19 protein-coding genes are annotated in these 21,400 nt (G+C 65.7%); 13 read left to right on the top strand and 6 right to left on the bottom strand.

What is annotated here, in order from left to right; genetic code table 11:
* Window positions 1–7: 7 nt before the first annotated feature.
* A complete protein-coding gene (locus AMYHA_RS01985; RefSeq protein WP_034267365.1) occupies window positions 8–841 on the bottom strand; it encodes an HAD family hydrolase in 834 nt (277 codons plus the stop codon).
* A 139-nt stretch (window positions 842–980) separates the two neighbouring features.
* On the opposite strand from AMYHA_RS01985, the gene AMYHA_RS01980 reads away from it, so the two are divergent.
* From AMYHA_RS01980 to AMYHA_RS01970, 4 genes are all read left to right on the top strand, one after another.
* Entirely contained in the window at window positions 981–1,871 is an 891-nt protein-coding gene (locus AMYHA_RS01980; protein WP_034267363.1) for an LLM class flavin-dependent oxidoreductase, read from the top strand.
* 113 nt (window positions 1,872–1,984) lie between these two features.
* The gene (locus tag AMYHA_RS01975) at window positions 1,985–2,731 is read left to right on the top strand and encodes an alpha/beta fold hydrolase (RefSeq protein ID WP_169732884.1); all 747 of its coding nucleotides are present in this window, start codon (window positions 1,985–1,987) and stop codon (window positions 2,729–2,731) included.
* Window positions 2,732–2,944: 213 nt separating this feature from the next.
* A complete protein-coding gene (locus AMYHA_RS27740) occupies window positions 2,945–3,238 on the top strand; it encodes a hypothetical protein (protein ID WP_157361725.1) in 294 nt (97 codons plus the stop codon).
* On the top strand, window positions 3,235–3,843 hold the full coding sequence (locus AMYHA_RS01970) for a DUF559 domain-containing protein (protein ID WP_084036713.1): 609 nt from the start codon (window positions 3,235–3,237) through the stop codon (window positions 3,841–3,843). Before AMYHA_RS27740 ends, AMYHA_RS01970 begins: the two co-directional genes overlap by 4 nt.
* A 99-nt stretch (window positions 3,844–3,942) precedes the next feature.
* Here AMYHA_RS01970 and AMYHA_RS01965 read toward each other — a convergent pair whose 3' ends face one another.
* Entirely contained in the window at window positions 3,943–5,925 is a 1,983-nt protein-coding gene (locus AMYHA_RS01965; RefSeq protein WP_034267357.1) for a DUF6541 family protein, read from the bottom strand.
* A gap of 142 nt (window positions 5,926–6,067) precedes the next feature.
* Here AMYHA_RS01965 and glf point away from each other — a divergent pair, with 142 nt between their 5' ends.
* The 4 genes from glf to AMYHA_RS01945 all read left to right on the top strand — a co-directional run bounded on the left by glf (window position 6,068) and on the right by AMYHA_RS01945 (window position 9,846).
* Window positions 6,068–7,297 carry a UDP-galactopyranose mutase gene (gene glf, locus AMYHA_RS01960; protein ID WP_034267353.1) on the top strand — a complete coding sequence of 410 codons (1,230 nt, stop codon included), beginning with the start codon at window positions 6,068–6,070 and terminating at the stop codon, window positions 7,295–7,297.
* The gene (locus tag AMYHA_RS01955) at window positions 7,290–7,919 is read left to right on the top strand and encodes a phosphatase PAP2 family protein (protein WP_084036711.1); all 630 of its coding nucleotides are present in this window, start codon (window positions 7,290–7,292) and stop codon (window positions 7,917–7,919) included. Before glf ends, AMYHA_RS01955 begins: the two co-directional genes overlap by 8 nt.
* 11 nt (window positions 7,920–7,930) lie before the next feature.
* Window positions 7,931–8,854, top strand: coding sequence for a decaprenyl-phosphate phosphoribosyltransferase (locus AMYHA_RS01950; RefSeq protein ID WP_034267350.1), 924 nt, complete (start codon window positions 7,931–7,933; stop codon window positions 8,852–8,854).
* A gap of 77 nt (window positions 8,855–8,931) precedes the next feature.
* Complete coding sequence (locus AMYHA_RS01945; RefSeq protein ID WP_157361723.1) at window positions 8,932–9,846, top strand: SDR family oxidoreductase; 915 nt, start codon at window positions 8,932–8,934, stop codon at window positions 9,844–9,846.
* 63 nt (window positions 9,847–9,909) lie between these two features.
* Here the strand turns inward: AMYHA_RS01945 and AMYHA_RS01940 are convergent, their stop codons facing one another.
* The 4 genes from AMYHA_RS01940 to AMYHA_RS01925 all read right to left on the bottom strand — a co-directional run bounded on the left by AMYHA_RS01940 (window position 9,910) and on the right by AMYHA_RS01925 (window position 14,742).
* Window positions 9,910–10,665, bottom strand: a complete 756-nt coding sequence (locus tag AMYHA_RS01940; RefSeq protein WP_034267347.1) for a decaprenylphospho-beta-D-erythro-pentofuranosid-2-ulose 2-reductase — start codon at window positions 10,663–10,665, stop codon at window positions 9,910–9,912.
* A 78-nt stretch (window positions 10,666–10,743) separates the two neighbouring features.
* Window positions 10,744–11,952 (bottom strand): hypothetical protein, encoded by a 1,209-nt coding sequence (locus AMYHA_RS01935; RefSeq protein ID WP_157361721.1) that lies wholly within the window; start codon window positions 11,950–11,952, stop codon window positions 10,744–10,746.
* Window positions 11,953–12,027: 75 nt separating this feature from the next.
* Window positions 12,028–13,401 (bottom strand): FAD-binding oxidoreductase, encoded by a 1,374-nt coding sequence (locus tag AMYHA_RS01930; RefSeq protein ID WP_231104597.1) that lies wholly within the window; start codon window positions 13,399–13,401, stop codon window positions 12,028–12,030.
* Window positions 13,402–13,482: 81 nt separating this feature from the next.
* Window positions 13,483–14,742 carry a hypothetical protein gene (locus AMYHA_RS01925; protein ID WP_034267343.1) on the bottom strand — a complete coding sequence of 420 codons (1,260 nt, stop codon included), beginning with the start codon at window positions 14,740–14,742 and terminating at the stop codon, window positions 13,483–13,485.
* Window positions 14,743–15,197: 455 nt separating this feature from the next.
* Between AMYHA_RS01925 and AMYHA_RS26730 the strand changes: the two genes are divergently transcribed.
* The 5 genes from AMYHA_RS26730 to AMYHA_RS01900 all read left to right on the top strand — a co-directional run bounded on the left by AMYHA_RS26730 (window position 15,198) and on the right by AMYHA_RS01900 (window position 21,309).
* The gene (locus AMYHA_RS26730) at window positions 15,198–16,736 is read left to right on the top strand and encodes a class I SAM-dependent methyltransferase (RefSeq protein ID WP_157361719.1); all 1,539 of its coding nucleotides are present in this window, start codon (window positions 15,198–15,200) and stop codon (window positions 16,734–16,736) included.
* On the top strand, window positions 16,733–17,071 hold the full coding sequence (locus AMYHA_RS27495; protein ID WP_196776818.1) for a DUF6752 domain-containing protein: 339 nt from the start codon (window positions 16,733–16,735) through the stop codon (window positions 17,069–17,071). Before AMYHA_RS26730 ends, AMYHA_RS27495 begins: the two co-directional genes overlap by 4 nt.
* 230 nt (window positions 17,072–17,301) lie before the next feature.
* The gene (locus AMYHA_RS01910; RefSeq protein WP_034267340.1) at window positions 17,302–18,528 is read left to right on the top strand and encodes a hypothetical protein; all 1,227 of its coding nucleotides are present in this window, start codon (window positions 17,302–17,304) and stop codon (window positions 18,526–18,528) included.
* 182 nt (window positions 18,529–18,710) lie between these two features.
* Window positions 18,711–19,211: a GtrA family protein gene (locus AMYHA_RS01905; protein WP_084036707.1), complete on the top strand. Its 501-nt coding sequence runs from the start codon at window positions 18,711–18,713 to the stop codon at window positions 19,209–19,211.
* A 94-nt stretch (window positions 19,212–19,305) separates the two neighbouring features.
* Window positions 19,306–21,309: a glycosyltransferase gene (locus AMYHA_RS01900; RefSeq protein ID WP_084036705.1), complete on the top strand. Its 2,004-nt coding sequence runs from the start codon at window positions 19,306–19,308 to the stop codon at window positions 21,307–21,309.
* The last annotated feature ends 91 nt before the right edge of the window (window positions 21,310–21,400 follow it).

The raw sequence follows: 21,400 nt of genomic DNA, 5'->3' as shown, positions 1-21,400 counted from the left end.
CCCCTGGTTAGAACCAGCGCTCGAGCACCTGCGCCACACCGTCCTCGGTGTTCGGGGCCGCGATCTCGTCCGCGGCTGACAGCACGACGGGGTGCCCGTTCGCCATCGCGACGCCGTGCCCCGCCCACCGCAGCATCTCGACGTCGTTGGGCATGTCACCGAACGCGATGATGTCCCGCTGGGCGACGTCGGCCAGCTCAGCGACCTCCGCGAGCCCGCTCGCCTTGGTGACGTTCGGCGCGGAGATCTCGATCAGCCCCGCATTGGTGGAGTACGTGATGTCGACGGCGTCGCCGAGCACTTCGCGGGCGGCGTGTGCCATCTCGTCCGACGTCATCGCGCCGTCGCTGACCAGCAGCTTGATCGCACGCCTGCCGAGCACCGAAGCCCTGCTCACCGGCTCGCTCTCACCTTCGCCATGAGGTGGTGTCGCGCCGTCCCACGGGTTGCGGAACTCCGGCTCTGCCACGAACTGCGGCACACTCTGATCGTGCGCGGTCTCGCCGACCCGCTCCGCGGCGAGGTGTGCGCTGGGGAGAGCGGTGAGCAGTGCGTCGGCGACATCGTGCAGCGTGACGACGTCGAGCCCGCGTACGCTCAGCACCTTGTCGGAGCCGATGTCGTAGAGCGCGGCGCCGTTGGCGCACACCGCGTAGCCGGTGATGTCCCCTTGCGCCGCGACAGGCGGGATCCAGCGCGGCGGTCTGCCGCTGACGAGCACGAACGGCACCTCGGCGCCGAGTACCCGGCCGAGCACGGCCAGTGTGCGCCTGCTCATCCGTTCCAGCGGCGTCAGCAACGTGCCGTCTACGTCCGATGCGATCAAGTCGGGCCTGTCCACCCTCCCATCATCCCCGATGCCGGACGTTGTTCGCCGGGCTGCACTGAACGGCGTAGTCAAACCGCCCGATCTCCGCAAATTTCCGACTGAGAGAGAGGCCGCCGTCACAACGGATCTTGAAAGCGATACGGTTACGGCCGTGCGGGCGGGCATCGTGATTCTGACGGAAGACAGGTGGTGGTCCGGCGAGCCCAAGTGGCGCAACGCCGAGGAGTTCGGGTTCGATCACGCCTGGACCTACGATCACCTCAACTGGCGCTCACTCGCGGACGGCCCCTGGTTCAGCGCGCTGCCCACATTGACCGCGGCCGCCATGGTGACCGAGACGATCATGTTGGGCACCTTCGTCGCCAGCCCGAACTACCGGCATCCCGTGCCGTTCATGCGGGAACTGATCACGCTTGACGACATCTCGGACGGCAGGCTGCTGCTCGGGCTCGGCGCAGGCGTGAGCGAGTGCGGCGCTGGCGACCGCGCCATGCTCGGGGAGCAGGACTGGTCCCCCGCAGCACTGTCGGACCGGTTCGGCGAGTTCGTCGAAGCGCTCGACGGTGCGCTAACCAAGGACAATTACAGCTTCGACGGCACCTACTTCCGCGCGTCGGGATCACGCAACCTGCCAGGCTGCGTGCAGATGCCGCGGATACCGTTCGCCATCGCCGCCAACGGCCCCCGCTCGCTGGGGATCGCCGCGCGGTACGGGCAGGGCTGGATCACGACCGGCCGACCGAGCGATGACAACGAGCAGTGGTGGCGCGGCGTCGCCGAGCTGAGCGAGCAGTTCGACCGTGCGCTCGACGACGCGGGCCGCGACCCGGCGCGGGTGCGCAGGTATCTGAGCCTCGATGCCGGGCCGGTGTACTCGCTGACCAGCGTTGACACCTTCACGGACGCCGCGCAGCGCGCGCGGAAACTGGGGTTCACCGACATCGTGGTGCACTGGCCGCGCGCCACCGATCCGTACTGCGGGCGGGAAGCGGTCTTGGAGCGCATCGCAGAGGAAGTACTCGCGGAGGTCCAGGAGCTGTGAACAATGCAAGCATTGCGCCAGACACCATGATTCGCGGAGAGGCATCAGGCAACGTCGACCGAGCCGACGGAGCGATGATCCGGTGGTGGCGCGGCGGGCAGGGAGAGCCCGTTGTGCTTATTCACGGCTCGTTCGACGACCACAACAGTTGGTCGGCCGTCATGCCGCAGCTCGGTGGGCACGCGGACGTCGTCGCCTACGACCGGCGTGGCCACAGCCTCAGCACCGCCCCGCGTAGCCAGGGCAGCATCACGCAGGACGCGGAGGACTTGCTGTCCATAGTGGACACCGTTATCGGCGCGCCCGCACACCTCGTCGGGCATGGCTACGGCGGGTCGGTCGCCATGCTCGCCGCGACGATGCGCAGGGACGCCGTCCGTAGCATCGCGGTGCACGAGCCGCCGATGTACGGACTGCTGCGCAGCAACCCGTTCGCCAAGGTTCTCGGCGCCGAGGTGTCGGTGTGGCTCGACCACGCCGCCGAACTGATCCGCAACGGCAACCTCGCCGGTGGCGTCCGGGTGTTCGCGGAGAAGGTGGGCTACGGGAAGGGCAGCTGGCACGGGCTGTTCACCCGCGAGCAGCGAGCGACGATGATCTCCAACGCCCACACCTGGCTTGACCAGTACACTGACCCGAACGGTCACAACATCGACATCACCACGCTCGCCTGGGCGCGCTTCCCGATCACGCTGTTCGTCGGCGACCGGACGCACCCGATGAACGAGCTGGTCGCGGACGAGCTTGTGGAGCGGCTGCCGTTCCTGCGCACCGTGCGGCTCCCCGACGCGGGCCACGCCCCGCACCTGACCCACCCCGAGGCGTTCTCCTCCGCGCTGATCGGCCACATCCGCGTCTGAGTCGCGCGAGTCGCACCATAATGTGCGCGAGTTGCACCTTATTCGCCGCGAGTTGCACCTCTCGTCGTGCGATTCGCACCGCAGTGCTTTGATCGACGCCGCACGGTTAGCTTCGTGCACTGGGCGGATGTCTTAGCTATCCACCGCGCGAGGTTGTCCACAGCGCGAACTTGACGGTGTTGGCGCGTGTGAATCGCGTGCACCGTGGTCGCCATGATCGCCCTCCCCGGCAGCCCGCATGGGGCCTACCGCCGATCCGACCTTGAACGGAAGCTAGGCAGCGACGTCGTCCGCGACGCACTGGCCGACGGCACCTTGACGTTGTTCGGACGTGGCGTGCTGGTCGACGCGCGTCGAGTGGTCGCGCTGCACACCCGCGCTGCCGCGACGATCCTGCTCGCGGGACCGGACGTGGCGCTGACCGGGTACACTGCCCTCGCCGTCTGGGCTGCTCCGCCGCACGACCGGGACCAATCCACGTCCTGCTGCCGTACCATCGCCGCATGAAGTGGCGCCGGGATATTGTCGTCCACAATGGATCGTTCGAGCGGCAGGACGTCCACAATGTCGCTGGGTTGCCGACCATGGCTCTGGATTTCGCACTGGCCGAGGTCCTGTGTCGCGGTGACAGGCGGGACGCGCTTGCCTGCGCGGACCAGGCGCTCGCCCTCACAGCAGAACGGGGGCGCGCCGAGTTCCGCGCGGCCGTCGAGGAGCGGATCCTGGCTCGCCGTGACCCTCGTGGTCGACGTCGTGCGCGACGCCTGTTGGGGCTCGCGACCGGACTAGCCGAATCGCCACCGGAGAGCTGGACGATGCTGCTGTTCGACGACGCCGGCTTGCCGCGTCCGACACCACAGTATGTGGTCTATGACCTGTCTGGCAGGGAGATCTACCGGCTTGACTTCGCGTGGCCCGAACTGCGCATCGCCGTTGAGTACGACGGGTACGAGGCGCACGAGAACCGGGCAGAGAAGGATAGGCTGCGGGATCACGACCTACGCAGACGCGGCTGGATCGTGATCAGAGCGACCAGCACTGACTTGTCCGAGCCATCTCGCCTGCTCGACAAGATCGCAGCGGCGTTTCGGGCTCGCGGCATGGCGGCGTGACACGATGAAGGTGCAGTTCGCCACCAGAAGGGTGCAACTCGCTCCCAAAAAGGTGCAACTCGCGCCCACAAAGGTGCGACTCGCGACCGCCCCGCCTGGTCAGTCCGTGATGCGGTAGATGACGGCGTCCTGGTTGCGGTAGACGACCTCGAGGAAGTCGGCGTCGGCGAGACCGGTGAGCCCGGGCGCTCTGCCGAAGCCAGGCCACAGACCAGAACCGATGAACACGTGCCGCACGTTCAGTCGCTCGACGGCCGCGCGCACCTCGGGATCGGTCTCGTAGTCGTTGAAGTGCTCGGCGAGGTACTGCGCGTCCGGCGGCGGCACCTTGTCGTCGAAGTGTGCGGCGACGGACTTCACCCCGGTGATCGCGTACAGCCACACCGAGCCGTCCGCTCTGTCGTTGAGCACCCGCTCGCCGGGCTCGGCAAACGCGGCCATCTTCCGCATCGCCGTGAGCTCAGCCTGGCTCACCGTGATCGGCTGCGCGAGCCCGGCCCTGTCCTCCGGCTTCTTGTGGTACGCGTGCGCGACGATCACGCTGTTCGTGGTCGCGTAAAAGCCCTTCGTCGTGACGCCGACGGCGATGAGCAGTACCACGGCCGACAGCGCTCCGGCCACGGTCGCGCGCTGCGGATGCCTGCGGATGACGTTCGACGCCGCGAGCCGCGCGAGCCAGCGCTGCGTTTCGGCGAGGCCATGCGCGGCAAGCAGGCACAGCGGGATCGCGGCGAGCGCGATGATGCGGAACCGGTCGTTCCACCACGGCCGGGAGATCGCTACGACCCAGTCGACGCCGCCGTAGCTGGCAACCAGCACCCAGAACACGCCGAACAGCAGCGCTGCCGCCCCGACCCAGCGCAGCGAGCCGAGCGTGCGGAACCGGATGAGACCGATGAGCAGTAGTCCCGCGAGAAGCAGTTGTGGATTGTCCTGGTTGTGCCAGAAGAGCCCCAGCGACCACAACGCCTCGGACAGCGGCATGTTCGAGGCCCACGGCGTGTAGGTGTAGTCGCCGTTGGCGTGGCTGAGCGCCCCGAGCAGGTGCGGCAGCGTGAGCAGGCCACCGGCGATGGCGATCGGCGCGAGCCGCACCAGGTCCATGCGGGGCTTGCCGTCACGGCGCAGCCAGCGCTGCACCAGCAGCGGCGCGGCGAGCAGGATCGCGGCGAACAGCGCGCTGGAGTGCACCGAAAGCAGTCCGGCCGCGCCGAGCAGCAGGACGAGACCATTGCCGACGTTCGGCATGGTGAGGAACCGGTGCAGCGCCACCGCGCCGAGTGGTGTGAGCGCGACGCTGAGTGCGAACGGCACGAGGCCGTTGGCGATGGACTCGTGCATGGCGTACGTGACGGTGGCGGCGAGCAGCGCCGTGCCGCCCGCGAACATCGCGCGGCCACCGAACTCGCGCACCAGCACCGTCATGGACAGCGCGAAGATGCCGGTCAGCGGCATGGTGATGGCGTTGAGCACCACCGGGATAGACGCGCCGGTCATCAGCTGCACCAAGGCGCCCGCGAGGTGGTAGGCGTTCGGGTAGAACAGCGAGCCCTGCGGTCCGTACCGGTTGACGCTGCTGACGCCGTACAGCCCGCCGTCGCCGGTCTCGGTGATGTAGCGGATGCCGTTGGCGTGAAACACCGGGTCCCAGCGCTGGAAGACGGCGTCGAGCGCGCCGCCGGTGGCGCCGACGACCACGATGATCGATACCACGAACGCCGCGACGACGCAGGCGATGACGGCCAGGTGGGCGTTGCGGGACCAGGTCAGCGCCATGGGGGCGGGGTCAGCGGCCCGCCCGCCGAAGCGGGTGCGGTTCGCCACCAGCCTGACCGCGAGCACGACCCCGGTGAACACCAACGTCGCCACCAGCGCCGTGACGAGGTTGAATGGCAGGCCAAGCTGGTTCAGATACGGCCCGGCGAGGCCGAGCGCGGTGTAGCTGAGCAGCGGTGCCATCCCGGCGAGCGCCCAGCCACGGATGCCAGCGGCGACGCCGAGAACCAGCCCAGGACCGAACAAAACAGCCATATAGGCGCAGACGCTGGCGGCGCTCAGCCAGAGTGGGTCCAAGGTAGGCATGCGTTTCGGTCCTCGAAGTGGTGTGAGTCGCGGATGTCAGGCCTGTCCGCTATGCATGGCGGTACACCAAACCGCCACGCGGTCGCCACAGTAGGTGGCCCCATCGGCACGGAGGCGCAAGCCCAGCGGGTACCCTGCGCCCGTGAGCTTGCACACGAACGCATCCCAGGATACTCAAGCGTCGTACGAGGGTTACGACCTGATCGTCGTTGGGTCCGGTTTCTTCGGTTTGACCGTTGCCGAACGTGCCGCGACCCAGCTGGACAAGCGGGTCCTCATCCTCGAACGGCGCCCGCACATCGGCGGCAACGCGTACTCCGCGCCCGACCCTGACACGGGGATCGAGGTGCACGAGTACGGCGCGCACCTGTTCCATACTTCGAACAAGCGGGTGTGGGACTACGTCAATCAGTTCACCGACTTCACCGACTATCAGCACCGGGTGTTCGCCAAGTACAAGGGACAGGTCTATGCCTTCCCGATGAACCTGGCGCTGATCAACCAGTTCTTCGGCCGGTCGCACACGCCGGACGAGGCGCGCGAGCTCATCGCGGAACAGTCGAGTGAGATCGACACCAAGGATGCGCAGAACCTCGAGGAGAAGGCGATCTCGTTGATCGGCCGTCCGCTCTACGAGGCGTTCGTGAAGGGCTACACGGCCAAGCAGTGGCAGACCGACCCGAAGGAGCTGAGCGCGAGCATCATCACGCGGCTCCCGGTTCGCTACAACTTCAACAACCGCTACTTCAGCGACACCTACGAGGGTCTGCCGGTTGACGGCTACACCGCGTGGCTGGAGCGGATGGCCGACCACCCGAACATCGAGCTGCGGCTGAACGTCGACTACTTCGACGTGCGTCAGCGCATTCCCGCTGGCACGCCGACCGTGTACACCGGCCCGGTGGACCGCTACTTCAACTACGAAGAGGGTCGCCTCGGCTGGCGCACCATCGACCTGGAGCGCGAGGTCGTCGATACCTACGACTTCCAGGGCACCGCGGTGGTCAACTACAACGACGAAGAGGTGCCGTTCACCCGGATCCACGAGTTCCGGCACTTCCACCCGGAGCGCGACGACCGGTACCCGAAGGACAAGACGGTCATCCTGCGCGAGTACTCCCGGTTCGCCAATGACGACGACGAGCCGTACTACCCGATCAACACCGCTGAGGACCGCGCCATGCTCGAGCGGTACCGCGAGCGGGCGAAGGTCGAGGCCAAGGAGCGCAACATCCTCTTCGGCGGTCGGCTCGGCACGTACAAGTACCTGGACATGCACATGGCGATCGGGTCCGCGCTGTCCGCGTTCGACAACAAGATCGCGCCGCATCTGACGGACGGGGCCCCGCTCGACGGCTCGCTCGATGTCTGACACGCCCAGCGCGTCCGGTTCTCCGGGCGGCACGGTGGTGGGCACTGCGGCGGCTTCGCAGGCCGGCGCCGCCGCGGGGTCAGGCTCGGCAAGCGTTGCGGCGGCTGAGGTCGCGCTGCTGGTCGCTATCCAGCAGGCGCTGGTGCGGCCGAGCGCGAGCGGGCGGCAGCGGCGTGCCGTGATGAGCGCGGCACGTGGGCTGTCCCACTTCGGTGAGCACAGCATCGGCTGGTTCGCGGCCGGGCTCGCCGGGGCGGCCGTCGATCGGCGTCGCAGGGGGCAGTGGCTGACGGCCGCGGCGAGCGTTGTCGGTGCGCACGCGGCGTCCATCGTGGTCAAGCGGGTGGTGCGACGTCGGCGGCCGCAGGATCCTGCCGTCGAGGTTGGCGTCGCGACGCCGAGCAGGCTCAGTTTCCCTTCCTCGCACGCGACGTCGACCACAACGGCGGCTGTGGTGTACTCGAAACTGACCGGCCGCACCCTTGTGCCGGTGGTGGTGCCACCGATGCTTGCTTCCAGGTTGGTGCTTGGTGTGCACTATCCGACTGACGTGCTGGCAGGGGCAGCACTCGGTGGTGCGATTGGCGCGATAGTGCGCCGCAGGCTCGCCGGTCCCAGTTAGAGGAGTGCGACGTGAGCGAGACCGCTGAGGAAACGGTGACGACGACCGCGACGCGCGGCGGGGCGCCGAGTGCGATCGCGGGATTGCTCAAGACCGCGCGGCCGAAGCAGTGGGTGAAGAACGTCCTGGTGCTGGCCGCGCCGTTCACGGCGGGCAAGCTCGGCGACACGGCGGTGTTGATCGACGCCGGGATCGCGTTCATCGCGTTCTCGCTGGTGGCCGCGGCGGTGTACCTGGTCAACGACGCGGTCGACGTCGAGGCTGACCGCGCGCATCCCACAAAGTGCAGACGTCCGATCGCGGCGGGCGCGGTGCCCATTCCGCTCGCCTACGGGGCGGCGGTGGTGTTCTTCCTCGGCGGCATGGCCGTCGGGACGCTGACCAGGTGGGAATTGCTCGTCGTCCTCGGCGTGTACGCCGCGGTGCAGGTCGGCTACTGCTTCGGCTGGAAGCACCAGCCGGTGGTCGATCTGTGCATCGTGGCGTCCGGGTTCCTGATGCGCGCCATCGCGGGCGGCGCGGCGGCGGGCATCGAACTGTCGCAGTGGTTCCTGCTGGTCACGGCGTTCGGCTCGCTGTTCATGGTGTCCGGCAAGCGTTATGCCGAGATCGTGCTGTTCGAGCGCACCGGCGCGAAGATCCGGTCATCGTTGAAGAAGTACTCCGCCAGTTACCTGCGGTTCGTCTGGGCGGCGTCGGCCGCGATAGTGATCATGGCGTACTGCCTGTGGGCGTTCGAGATCCGGCAGGAGTCGAACGGCACGGTATGGGCCGTGGTGTCGATGGTGCCGTTCGTCGTCGCGATCCTGCGCTACGCCGTTGACGTCGACGGCGGCAACGCGGGTGAGCCGGAGGAAATCGCCCTCAACGACCGGGTGCTGCAGATCCTTGGCCTCGGTTGGGTCGCGACGCTTGTCGCGGCGTTCTACTTCTGAGGGACGCGAATCAGCGCAACCTGGTCGGGTTGGTCAGGCCCCGTCGTTTGTCGGTGGGGTACGGCATGGTTGTCGGTATGGATGAACTGAGGGGCAAGGTAGCGCTCGTCGCGGGCGCATCGCGCGCGGCGGGCAGGGCGGTCGCGGTGGAGTTGGGCCGACGAGGGGCGACCGTGTACGCCACGGGCAGGACGACTCGGGAACAGCGGTCGGAGATGGGCCGGCCGGAGACAATCGAGGAGACCGCGGAGCTGGTGACCGCCGCGGGCGGCACCGGGATCGCGGTGCGAGTGGACCACCTGGTGCCGGACGAGGTGTCGGCGCTGGTGATGCGGATCGAGCGTGAGCAGGGCCGGTTGGACATGCTGGTCAACGACGTCTGGGGCGGGGACCGCTACATGGAGTTCGAGAAGAAGCTCTGGGAGCACTCGCTCGATGGCGGGTTGCGGATGATGCGGCTCGGAATAGACACCCACGCCATCACCAGCCATTTCGCATTGCCACTGCTGATCCGTCGCCCGGGCGGACTGGTGATCGAGATGACCGACGGCACCACGGAATTCAACGTCAACTATCGGGCCGATGCGGGGTATTTCTACGACCTGGTGAAGGTATCGGTGCAGCGGATGGCGCTGGCGCAGTCGGAAGAGCTGCGCCCGTACGGCGGCACGGCGGTCGCACTGACTCCGGGCTGGCTGCGCTCCGAGGCCATGCTGGAGCACTTCGGTGTGACCGAGGAGAACTGGCGCGACGCGACCGACAACGAACCCCACTTCGTGATCTCGGAGTCTCCGACCCTCGTCGGCCGTGCGGCGGCTGCGCTCGCGGCGGACCCAGATGTGTCGCGTTGGTCTGGACAAACCCTGTCGTCCGGGCACGCGGCGACGGTCTACGGCTTCACCGATGCCGACGGCAGCCGCCCCGACGCCTGGCGCTACATGGAGGAAGTCCAGAGCAAGGACAAACCGGCAGACGCGACCGGCTATCGCTGATGAGCCAGGGGCGCAGTAAGGGGGTTGGCCAGGGGCGTAGTGGTCTCCCTGGCCAGTCCTGCCCTACAGCGGCAGCTTGCGGAATAGCGGCCGGGGGACATGGCGCAGCGCCGACATCACGAAGCGCATCGGCGGCGGCGCCCAGACTAGCTCCTTGCCCTTGGTGGCTGCGTCGACGGCGATCTCCGCGACCTGCTCGGCCGACACCGCGAGTGGGGCGGCGTCGAGGCCGTCGGTCATCTTCGTCCGCACGAAGCCGGGCCGCACCACCGACACCCGCACGCCGTGCGGAGCCAGCGCCTCGCCAAGCCCGAGGTAGAAGCCGTCGAACCCGGCCTTGGTTGAGCCATACACGAAGTTCGACCTGCGCACCCGTTCGCCCGCCACCGACGACAGCGCGATCACCGAGCCGTGGCCCTGCCGCTTCAGCCGCTCTGCCAGCGCGACGCCAGCCGAGACCGCCGCCGTGTAGTTCACCGTGGCCAGCTGGACCGCGGTTGCGTGGTCCCGCCAGGCCTGTTCCGGGTCGCCCAACAACCCGAACGCGACCACCGAGACATCGATGTCCCCGCCGGCGAATGCCTGCTCGATCGTGACGGGGTGGGAGCCGGTGTCGGTGGCGTCGAAGTCCAGTTCGACGACGTCGTTGCCCGCGTCGGACAGCCGCTTCGCCGCGGCTGTGCGGCGTTCGGATTGCCGTGCGGCCAGCACGATCCGCAGCGGACGCCGCGCGGCGTAGCGCTCGGCGATGGCCAGCGCGATGTCGGACGTGCCGCCGAGCAACAGCAGCGACTGGGGGTTGCCAACAGCGTCAATCACACCGGCTACCTTATCCATCCGTCGCAGGCGCGAAACCCCCGGTCAGCCAGACAGGTCGGAAACGATGGCCGCTCGCCGTCAGCGCCGCCGTGCGGCCAACCGTCCCCGCACCCGACCGACGACGCTGAGCGCGTCGCGCGCCTTGTCGGCCAGCCGGGGGTACTTCCGGGCGGCCCACTTGGCGCTGAGCATCAGAGGTGACGCGTTCTCCCGCTCGGTGACGTCCTGCAGCTGGTTCCGCATCTTGTCCATCCGGAACAGCACGCTGGCGAGCGCGTCGAGTGAGGCTTCGAGCATCTCGGCGTCGCCTGCACCGTCCGGGTGGCGTGGAGCGGGCTGCGTGACATCCCATGTGGGGATCAGTTCTTCCAGATCGCCGACGACGTTGTAGCCGGCGTCCCGCAGCTCTTCCACGATCTCCTTGGCCCGCTGGGTGACCCACTCCCTGTCCTCGACGGGTAGTCGCAACGGCTCCGCATCAGACCGCTGAGCGAGCACGTCGACGGCAAGGTAGTGCTTGATCAAATTGTGGTAGCTTGGCCCGTTCATCTCGTCGATGATCTTGGAGTTGAGACGGCGTAGCACGTTCGTCTCGACCAGCCCCATCGACGGGTTACGGGCCGATACGTCAGCAGGGCATTGCTCGGGATCGACGCCGACGGTGCGGGCAAACCGGGACCACAGATCATCCCGATCGCTTGCGCCGCGTGGCGGCGCGGTCACGATGTGTACCCGTTCCGGTGGGATATCGGCCGCCCAAGTTCGGAGTACCGCTGGCAGGTTTTGATAGTCCCAGAAGATATTGGCGAAGAACGGGTTGACCGTGTCGTCGATTCGCTTCAGCGAGTGCAGGTAGTCCGCGTAGGTCAGCAGGCCGCGGTTCTTGATGTCTTCCTGCCAATGGGCGGGAATCTGCCGCGCCAGGTCGCGGGCGGTCATCACGATGTGGACCTCAATGTCCTCCAGGTCGCGCATCGCGCGCCGGACGGAGTCGGCGTCCGCGAGTGAAAACATCTCGTGCGAGATGACCGACGGGCCATCCCACTGGCGGACAGCTCCGACGACCGCGCCCCAAGCTCCCGCGATCTTCGGGCCAGACACCCCGTAGTAGCTCAAACCGCGTAGATCGTGGGCGGCGAGGAAATGGGCGCTTCCTCCTGAGTTCGGATAAAGGAGGCCGAGTTCGCGTAATCTTGATCGCTTCTGCGCCATCACGTGCTGAAGGTACGTAGTGCCCGTTTTTGGTGCGCCGATGTGCAGGTACACACGCCGCGAACTCTCAGCCATGGCACAAGAGGATAATGACGCCCACGCAACGATTGATAGTGGGTCTGTGATGGAGTCGTTATGTCCGAAGTGCCGTCAGATCCCGAGTCGTCGGGCAAGATCGGACCTGAACACTCCGGCCGGATCGACGGTATCGCGAACTTTACGCCATTCATTCAGTCGTGGGTACATCGCGGCGAAGCCCTCCGGGCTCATTCTGGAGTCTTTCGCCAGGTAGAGCCGCCCGCCCATGCTGATTACCCGTTCGTCCAGCTCAGCGCACAGCTGGTGTAAGCCGTCCTTGATCGGGAAGTCGACGGTGATCGTCCAGCCTGGCATCGGGAACGACAGCGGTGCCTGGTTGCCCGCTCCGAAACGTTTAAAAACGTTCAGAAATGACACGTGACCCGATTGAGCGATACGGTGCACGATCGCGCGGAACTCGTCGTCCTGACCGAACGGCACAATGAACTGATATTGCAGAAACCCGTTCGGCCCATATGCCCGGTTCCAGTGCCCGAACAGATCAAGCGGGTGGTAGAAAGCCGTCAGGTTCTGCACCATGCCCCGCCCGCGCTTCGGCGTCTTGCGGTAGTACAGCTCGCCGATAGCGCTGAAGGTCAGCTTGTTGGCAAGGCCATTTGGGAAGACGTCGGGAAGGGTCAGCAGTGTGGGGGCATCGAACTTCAGCGGGTTGGCACGCAGCTTCTTCGGCAACTGGTCCAGCGTGGCCAGCGAGCCCCTGCCCAGGGCGGCCCGCCCGAGCCGGGAGTCGGTCGAGATCGAGTCGAACCACGCTGAGGAGTAGTCGTACTGGTCGTCGGAGCCGTTGGAGAACAGCTCGATGGTTTCGTCCAGGTCCTCGGTGCGGTCGGTGTCCGCGATGAAGTACGCGGTCTCGGTGTGCTTCATCGCGATCGTCGCGCGCAGCATGATTCCGGTCAGCCCCATGCCGCCGACAGTGGCCCAGAACAGCTCCGACTCCGGCCCGTCCGGGGTGAGGGTGCGTACCTCGCCGTTCGCTGTCAGCAGCTCCATCGACACCACGTGGTTGCCGAAGCTGCCGGCGCTGTGGTGGTTCTTGCCGTGAATGTCCGAGCCGATGGCGCCGCCGACGGTGACCTGGCGCGTGCCGGGCAGCACCGGAACCCATAGCCCGAAGGGCAGCGCCGCACGCATCAGCGTGTCCAGGCTGACGCCCGCGTCCACGACGGCGAGGCCACTGTCCGCGTCGATGGAGTGGATGCGGTTCAGGGCGGTCATGTCGATGACGACGCCGCCCGCGTTCTGCGCCGGATCGCCGTACGACCGGCCGAGACCGCGCGCGATCACCCCGCGATCACCCGCGCGCCTGACGGCGTCGATGACGACGTCGGGATTCTCCGCTCGCACGACGTCTGCGGCGGTGGGTGCGGTGCGTGCCCATCCGGTCAGCTCGGTCCGGTGCGCGGGATAGTTCGGCGTGTCCACGTACTCAGGGTAGCGAGCGGGCTTGATCATCGAGTTGTTGGTGAGCAGCGCGTTGGGAAGCCGCGTTAGGAAGGTGTTACTTCACCGGTCTGTTGGCTGGTTTCGTCGCCGCAGCGCCCGCCAGCCGCGGTGCAACGTGCCGAGCCAGCCCACTCGGCTTGCTAGCTCGACAAGGAAGCGTTTCACCAGGTCGCGAGTGGGAAGCTTCTGAAGAGCCTGCTCAGCCCCTGCGGGTTGGGCCCTAGCTGCCCCCCGTCCCGGCTGCTGCGCGGCGAGTTTGCCGTTGACATCGCCGACAAGGCCGACGATCCCGTCGAGCGCCGCATCTAGTAGGTCGCGGTCGCTGATCGCGTCCGGGGTGGTGCCTTCGCGCGCGTGCGCGGGGTCGGGGATGAGTTCGTCAAGATCGCCCCACACTCGCACACCGGCGTTTTCCACGTCGGAGACGATGCGTTTACCGTGTTCGATGGTCCAGGGGTAGTGCTCTGCTGGCAACGCTAGCGCTGGCTCAAGCCCGCTGCGCTTGGTCAGCACTTGCTTGGCGAGTACGTGTTTGAGGAGCTTCTCATTGGCCTTCCAGCTAAGCCCGGCTTCCCGCGCTCGGACGTTGATGTTCCGCATCAATTCCGCTGAGACCACTCCGAGTGACGTGTTGCCACCCTTCGCGGCCGTGTCGTAGTCGTCCGGGTCGATGCCGAGCACCGCAGCGAAACGTTGCCACAACACGTGCGGATGGGTGCCCGGCGGCGGGACTGTGATGACGTGCGTCCGGGCGGCTGGGACGACCTCGTTCCACCGGCTCAAGATCGCCCCGAGATCCTGCTGGCGCCAAAGCCGCCGTGCGGGAGGAGCGTCGGCCAACTCCGGGTCGACCAGAGCGGCGAGGTACTCGTCCCATGAGTAGGTGTCCCAGTTCTGCATGGCCTCTTGCCAGTCAGCTGGGATGGTGCGTGCGAGGTCGCGCCCAGTGAGCACGACACTGACCTCGGCTGGAGCCAGAGTTTCTACTGCGCGTCGAATCTGCTGTGGCTTAGCGCCGACGAGCCATTCCATGGACACGATCGCGCTGTGTCCCTGCCATGCGTGGATCTCGTCGACGAGGCGTTGCCACGCCCCGGCGACGTCTGCGGGGCGGTGGTTATGGGGATGCATGTTCGCCAGGTCCCGAACCGCGAAAACTTGATCACCCCAGTTGCGGCCAGGCCACAGCACTCCCCGTGCGGCTAGTCGCTCCTTGTTGCGTTTCAGCGCTCCCTGGAGATACGTCGTGCCCGACTTCGGCGTGCCGATGTGGAGGTACACGGTCTTGCCGCGGGCTTGTGCCGCTGCTTCCTCGGTCAACGCCTACTCCCTGCTCATGATGTGTGTCTTGTGGGGGCTGAAGCAGCGCGGCAGCCGTTGCGGCTCAGCCCGATCAACTGCGTGGTTAAACGCATGCCTCAACGTCGCTGAGGGCCCGAGATAGTGACGGATTTTACTGTAGCTGGCGAGTCGTACACCTCGCCTGCCACCCGCGCAACCGCTGCGATGCCACTGCTGGTCGACATAGTCACGCAGCATCCGGCGCCCACTCTTCTCGCCAGTGGTGTCGCGTTCGCACTGAACCCGCCCCTTCGAGATCAGCAAGGTATGGGCACATGCGACTCAAGGGATGCGCGCCCGTTAATCCATGGGACGATGGGGTGAACGACGGTGGTACCGTCATGACATTCGTCATGAACGTGAGGTTAACTCTGGTGGCATCCGCAAATCCTATGGCCGACCCCGCGATGGGGAGTCCCTCTGGCGAGCCTCCCATGATCGGCGACGATGCATTGTGCCTGCCGAGCGACTGCGACGCGGTATTGGATGTGTGTATCGGTGGACACCGGGTGTGGTCTATCGCGCCTCCTTCTTGGGAGGAAGCCGCCGCAGGTACATCGCGCCGTGTCTCGTGGCCCCCGATCTTGCTTCCCTATCTGAATGGGAGCGCGCATGTCGTCATCCGCGAACATGTCAGTGGACGCGTCCTGCTAGACCGGAACCACCGTTTCGGTACTGGTGAGGGCGAAGTCCGCATTGTCAACGCGGCCGGTCACCCGTTGTCCGTCAACAAGGCCGGTCGACTGGATCGCGCTTTCGAGGCCGGAACCGACGCGATGGTGGATTCCCTCCTCGACGGTATCGAGACACTCATCAAGGACATCCGCGAGGAGTGTGGGATCGAGGCGTTCCTCGCGTTCGGTGGACTGCTCGGCGCGATCCGCGAAGGCAAGCTCATCGGACATGACGTTGACGCTGATATTGGGTACGTCAGTGCCTATACGCATCCGCTCGACGTAGCTCGAGAGTCGTTCCACCTCCAGCGGATGCTTCACCGGCGCGGGTACAAGGTTAATCGTTTCTCTGCGGCAGATTTCAAGGCGCGGATCAGGGACCCGGACGGTGGAACACGTGGCATTGACATCTTCGGGGGGTTCTTTGTCGACGGCTATTTCCACTTGATGCCTACCGTCAGGGCGCCGTTGCCTCGCTCGGCGATCTTCCCGCTGGGCGAAGTGACCCTGCATGGTCGGCAGCTGCCGGCGCCAGCCGATCCAGAAGCCCTCCTCGAAGCAAAATATGGGAAAAACTGGCGGGTTCCAGACCCGTCATTTAAGCACCAACCACCTCCGTCGACACGTCGACGCCTACACGGATGGATGCGCGGATTGAGACAACACATTCGCTACTGGGAGTCGTTCTATAACAGTAAGGACAGCGCGGCTGTTCCGGATGAGCCTTCCGCCTTCGCGCAATGGGTTCACGAACGTGAGTCGACGCCGCAGCCCCTCGTAGATATCGGCTTCGGTACTGGTCGAGACGCACTGTGGTTTGCCCGCACCGGGTACCAGGTTCAAGGGTTTGAATACGTCCCTGCCGCCGTGAAGCACGCTGAAGACGCTGCCAGAAAAGAAGGCTTGTCGGCGAAGTTCGACGTGTTCAATCTCTATGAGCGTCGGCAGGTCCTAGCGACAGGAGCGGAGCTGGCGCACGACGAGCGGCCAAGAGTCCTTTATGGGCGCTTTCTTGTGCATGCGCTGGAAGATGAGGGCCGCCATAACCTCTGGCGATTCGCTGAGATGGCGCTGCGATCGGGCGGACGCCTCTACGTCGAGTTCCGTACCGGTAAGGACGCCACAGCGGAGCACGCCTTCGGGGAGCACTTCCGCCGCTTTCTCCCCTCAGACGTCGTGGTTGACGAGATCGAATCTCGCGGCGGGCATGTCGAACATCGGGAGGAAGGCCACGGCTTGGCGGTGTACAAGGACGAGGATCCCCACGTGTGCCGGCTCGTCGTGAGGTGGGACCAGTGATACGGCAGATCAGGGCCGCTGGTCGCCGCTTCGCCGATCGACTCGCCCCGACGGTAATGGCTTCGATCTCCGACGCGTCACGACTGCGTGCGGAAGTGCCACGACTGCGCGCAGAAATGCAGCAGGCGCAGCAACGCGCGACCAAAGCTACGCAGCAAACGCAGGCGCTTCGTAATCGAGTCGCACGCCTGGAAGCCGAGGTCCAGGAAACACGTCGACTCAACCGGCATGTCGCGGAAGTGACCGACATCGTCCAGGAGGTCCTGCTGCCAGCCGCCAACCGTGACGACGACCGGCTCAAGGAAGTTCTTACCCGCTACAAGGACAGCTTCTAGCACGCTTTGATCAGTGAAGCAGTGTCCGTTACCGCACTGCTCACGGAGCGAATCCAGTACAAGACCACTCTCGTTAACAAGGCAAGAATGCCGGGCAAGCCAGCGACGGGCTGCCCGGCGTTTGTCGTCTCCGGCTGGTGCGGTACTTGTCGTTCCCGAAGCTACCGACGGTTAGGCGTGCCAAGGCTCGGTGTCGGTCGCTCTGTGTGGCTCATGTAATGTTCTGCGTCATGAGCAGGCGTGTTGTATTCCTGCACGTCGGTGCCCCCAAGACAGGCACGACGTACTTGCAACGGATTTTCTTCGCGAATCGTGGCCTGTTGGCGTCACGCGGGGTGTTCGTACCCGGCTCGAGGCCGCTACACCACTTCCGGGCGGGTTATGACCTGCGTGGTGTGCAACAGGAGCCAGGTCACCCAGCTCCTAGCTGGGACGGCGCATGGGACGCGATGGTGGAGAAGATCCGGAAGTCGGGTCGCAAGATCGCCGTCGTCTCCGACGAGCGCCTAGCGGCGTGCACCGTTGAGGAGGTGGAGCGTGCCGTCTCCTCGTTCGAGTTCGCTGACGTGCATGTGATTTACGCCACGAGGGAGCCGGCGGGGCTGCTGTCGGCCGAGTGGCAGGAACATGTCAAGCATGGCGATCGTCGTACCTTCGACCGCTGGCTCGCGGACACGCTCGGCTCCCGAGGCAAAGGGTGGTACTGGCAGGTTCACGGCGTGGGCGACGTGCTGCGCCGATGGGGATCGGCGGTCCCTAGCAGTCAGATGCACGTCATGACACTTCCACAGCGTGATGCCGATCCTGACCTGCTGTGGCATCGGTTCTGTTCGGTGCTTGGGATCTCGCCGGACGACGTGGACACGGACGTGCAGTCGAACGTGTCACTCGGCGTCGAAGGAGCCGAGGTCCTGCGGCGTGCGAACGAACTCATGCCGGTCGATTTTCCCGAGTGGCATCGGATCGGCGTTACTCGTGAGATCCTCGCTCACAGCATCCTGGCTCCCCGCGGCGAGAAGACATCGATTCGTGTGCCCGAGCAGTGGGGAGAGGAGGTCGAGCGGTACGCCGAGCAGCTGATATCCGATATCAAGGACTGCGGTTGTGAGATCGTCGGCGACCTGAATGAGCTGCGAGGCGTGAACACGCAACGTGATGACGCATTCACTTCGTCGGACCTCGTCCCCGCTGCCGTCGACGGCATCGCCGGTCTGATGTTGCACATCAGCGAACTGCACGATGACTTGCGCAAGACACGCGGTGAACTCGCCGAGGAGCGCAAGCGGCGTCAGACCAAGGAGCGTATGGCGGCACGGGCCTGGGCGTCTCTACGGGAGCATCGGAACCTGCCGCCGAGGGAACGAGTGAAGCGCTGCGTCGTCGAATTAGGCGAGCAGTCCCGCGTGGTTGGGCGCATGCTCGACGTATACCGGAAGCTCCACCCCCACAAGGATTAGCCGCAGCGGCCGATGGGCCTGAGCAGCGCACCTGGCGACGTCGCTGGGTGCGCCTGTGCTATTCAGGGCTCCTCCGCCGTCTCCTGGCGACCTGAATGGGTACCGCGTTTAGACTGTGCAGACGACCGGGGCCGGAAGCAGACCATGTTCGGTCAAAGAGAGTGCAATGAAAAGGTAAAGCGGTGGTGGCAGAATCCGTGGCGAGTGGATCGGGGATTTCGGAGCGCGACACCGGTTCTCGATCAATCTTTGCGCAGTTGATCCGTTTCGGGATCGTCGGCGTGTTCTGCGCCGTGCTCGATTTCGGCACCTACAAGGCGCTGCTCGCATTCGGCATGGACATCTCACCGTGGGTCGATGTCGCGCGGGGCATCAGTTTCATCGTTGGCACGACGACGGCCTACGCGCTCAACAAGCGGTTCACCTTCGACGCCACCGGCGGTATCCGCCAACTCAGCAGCTTCATGATTCTCTATGGCTCGACGTTCACGGTCGCGGTCGGTGTCAACTCCACGTTATTGCACACGTTGCCAACAACTGAGTGGCGCGAAGACATCGCTTGGGTAATCTCGCAAGGAACGGCCACGACGATCAACTTCATCATGCTCCGGCTCGTCGTGTTTCGAGAACGCTCGAAGCAAACAGATCGGTCAGTAGAAAGTAAAGATTCGCTACGTGGCTGATGTAGGTGAAGGCGGGGAAATCGCACCATGTACCTTGGCCTCGCGAACCGAAGCCCCGCGTTGCATGGCAGACAGTATTCAGGAATGAGGCGCGATGTCCGGCAATACAGTTCCGGAGAGTAAGAAGGCCGAGGACGTGGCCGAGGCTACGCAGACCGAATCGGCCAATGGTCATTCCGTAACGGCGACCGCCGATGATCTGGCGAAGGCCAAGGCGGACAACGAGCCCATACTCGCCGAGCATGTGTCGCACGGACGCCTGCTGGCCCAGCGTGGCCTGTTCGTCGGGCCGTCCGACCTAGTGAGCCGGGACCTCTACGCGAAGGTGTCCGAACACAGCAAGGGCATCGTCTCCCGCACCCGCCACACCATGACGGTCGGTCCGAACGCCAAGGTCGCCACCAACACCTACTTCGGCAGGTTCCCCGCGTCCTACTGGCAGCGCTGGACGACCGCACGGGAGGTGACGGTCGAGCTGACCGTCACCGGCAGCGGCAGCGTCTTCATCGCGGCATCGGACTACGAGGGCGAGCCGCGCCGGGTCACCTCCTGTGTGCTGGAGGATGCCGCGGCCCAGCGGGTCACGCTGGACACGAAGATCGACAAGTTCTTCGACGGCGGCGCGATGTGGCTGGAGATCGAGACCGGCTCCGGCGAGTCCCTGACGGTCGAGAATGTGCGCTGGACTGTCGACGCGCCGGAGAAGATCCGGCCGACCGCGGTGACCATCTGCACGATGAACCGCGCCGATGACTGCCTGTCCAACCTGCGCGCGCTGGCAGACGACATCGACTCGATGGAGACGCTCGACGTCATCTATGTCGCCGACCAGGGCAACGACACGGTCGACTCGCGCGATGGCTTCGCGGAGGTCGCCACGGACCTCGGCGCCAAGCTGGAGTACATCCAGCAGCCCAACCTCGGCGGCGCTGGCGGCTTCACCCGTGGCCTCTACGAGGTCGCGAGCCACACCGAGACCGAGCACGCCAACGTGCTGTTCATGGACGACGACGTGCTGCTTGAGCCCGACATCATCGTCCGGCTGACCGCGTTCTCCAACCGTTCCGCCGCGCCCGCCATCATCGGTGGTCAGATGCTGAACCTGCTGCATCCGCATCAGCTGCACCGGAGTGCTGAGTACGCGCTGCCGAACACGCTGGAGACCGGCCAGGTCGTCAAGCACGCGCTCGCTCGCGCCGACATGCTGCGCATTGATCCCCGGACCGGCAAACCCAGGCAGCAGGAGCGTCGCGTCGACGGCGCCTACAACGGCTGGTGGGCCTGCCTCATCCCGTACGAAATCGTCGCGAAGTGCGGGTACCCGCTGCCGTTCTTCTTCCAGTGGGACGACCAGGAGTACGGCTTCCGTGTGAAGTCGAAGGGCTTCCGCACCGTCACGCTGCCCGGCGCCGGTGTTTGGCACGCGGACTTCCACTGGAAGGACTGGGATGAGTGGCACCGCTACTTCAACCTGCGTAACGCCATGATCACCGCGGCGCTGCATACGCCCTTCGACATCAACCTGCTTGCCAAGACGGTGGCGGGGCACATGATCCGGTACCTCCTCGGCATGCAGTACGCGCTTACCGCGACGCTGTTCAAGGCGGTCGAGGACTTCCTCGAAGGGCCGGACGTCCTGCACGACGGCGGCGTCAAGGCGATGCAGGAGATCCGCGAGCTGCGATCGCACTACCCGGAGTCGAAGCGCCACGACGCCATTGAGGTGCCGGGTGTCGGCTCGAACCGGATCGCCATCGTCAACGCGGGTCCCACGCCGACCAGGAAGAACCTGGTGATGATCAAGCGGATCATCGACAAGCTGCGCGGCAAGCACCGCTACAAGATCGGCCAGATCCCGGTCTCGGACGCGCAGTGGTGGCACGTTGCGCTGTTCGAAACCGCCGTCGTCACCGACATGTCGCAGGAAGGTGTGCGGCTGCGCAAGTACGACAAGAAGGAGACGATCCGGCTGGCCAAGCGTGGCTTCAAGCTGCTCCGCCGTCTGCGCAAGGAAGGCCCCGTCGTGCGGGAGCAGTACAAGAAGGCGATGCCGAAGCTGACCAGCAGGGAGAACTGGCAGCGCCTGTACCGGCTGTGAGCCGGGCTTGACGCGGCGGCGTCGCGGATCTGCGGCCGGGGCTCGGCGCGCTGCGGCCGGGCCTTTGTGGCCGGGCACGCTGCGGCCCGGC

It is taken from the genome of Haloechinothrix halophila YIM 93223 (assembly GCF_000504245.1).
GTDB lineage: Bacteria > Actinomycetota > Actinomycetes > Mycobacteriales > Pseudonocardiaceae > Haloechinothrix_A > Haloechinothrix_A halophila.
The sequence above is the reverse complement of the archived record's forward strand: the minus strand, read 5'-3'. Positions and strand labels throughout refer to the sequence as shown.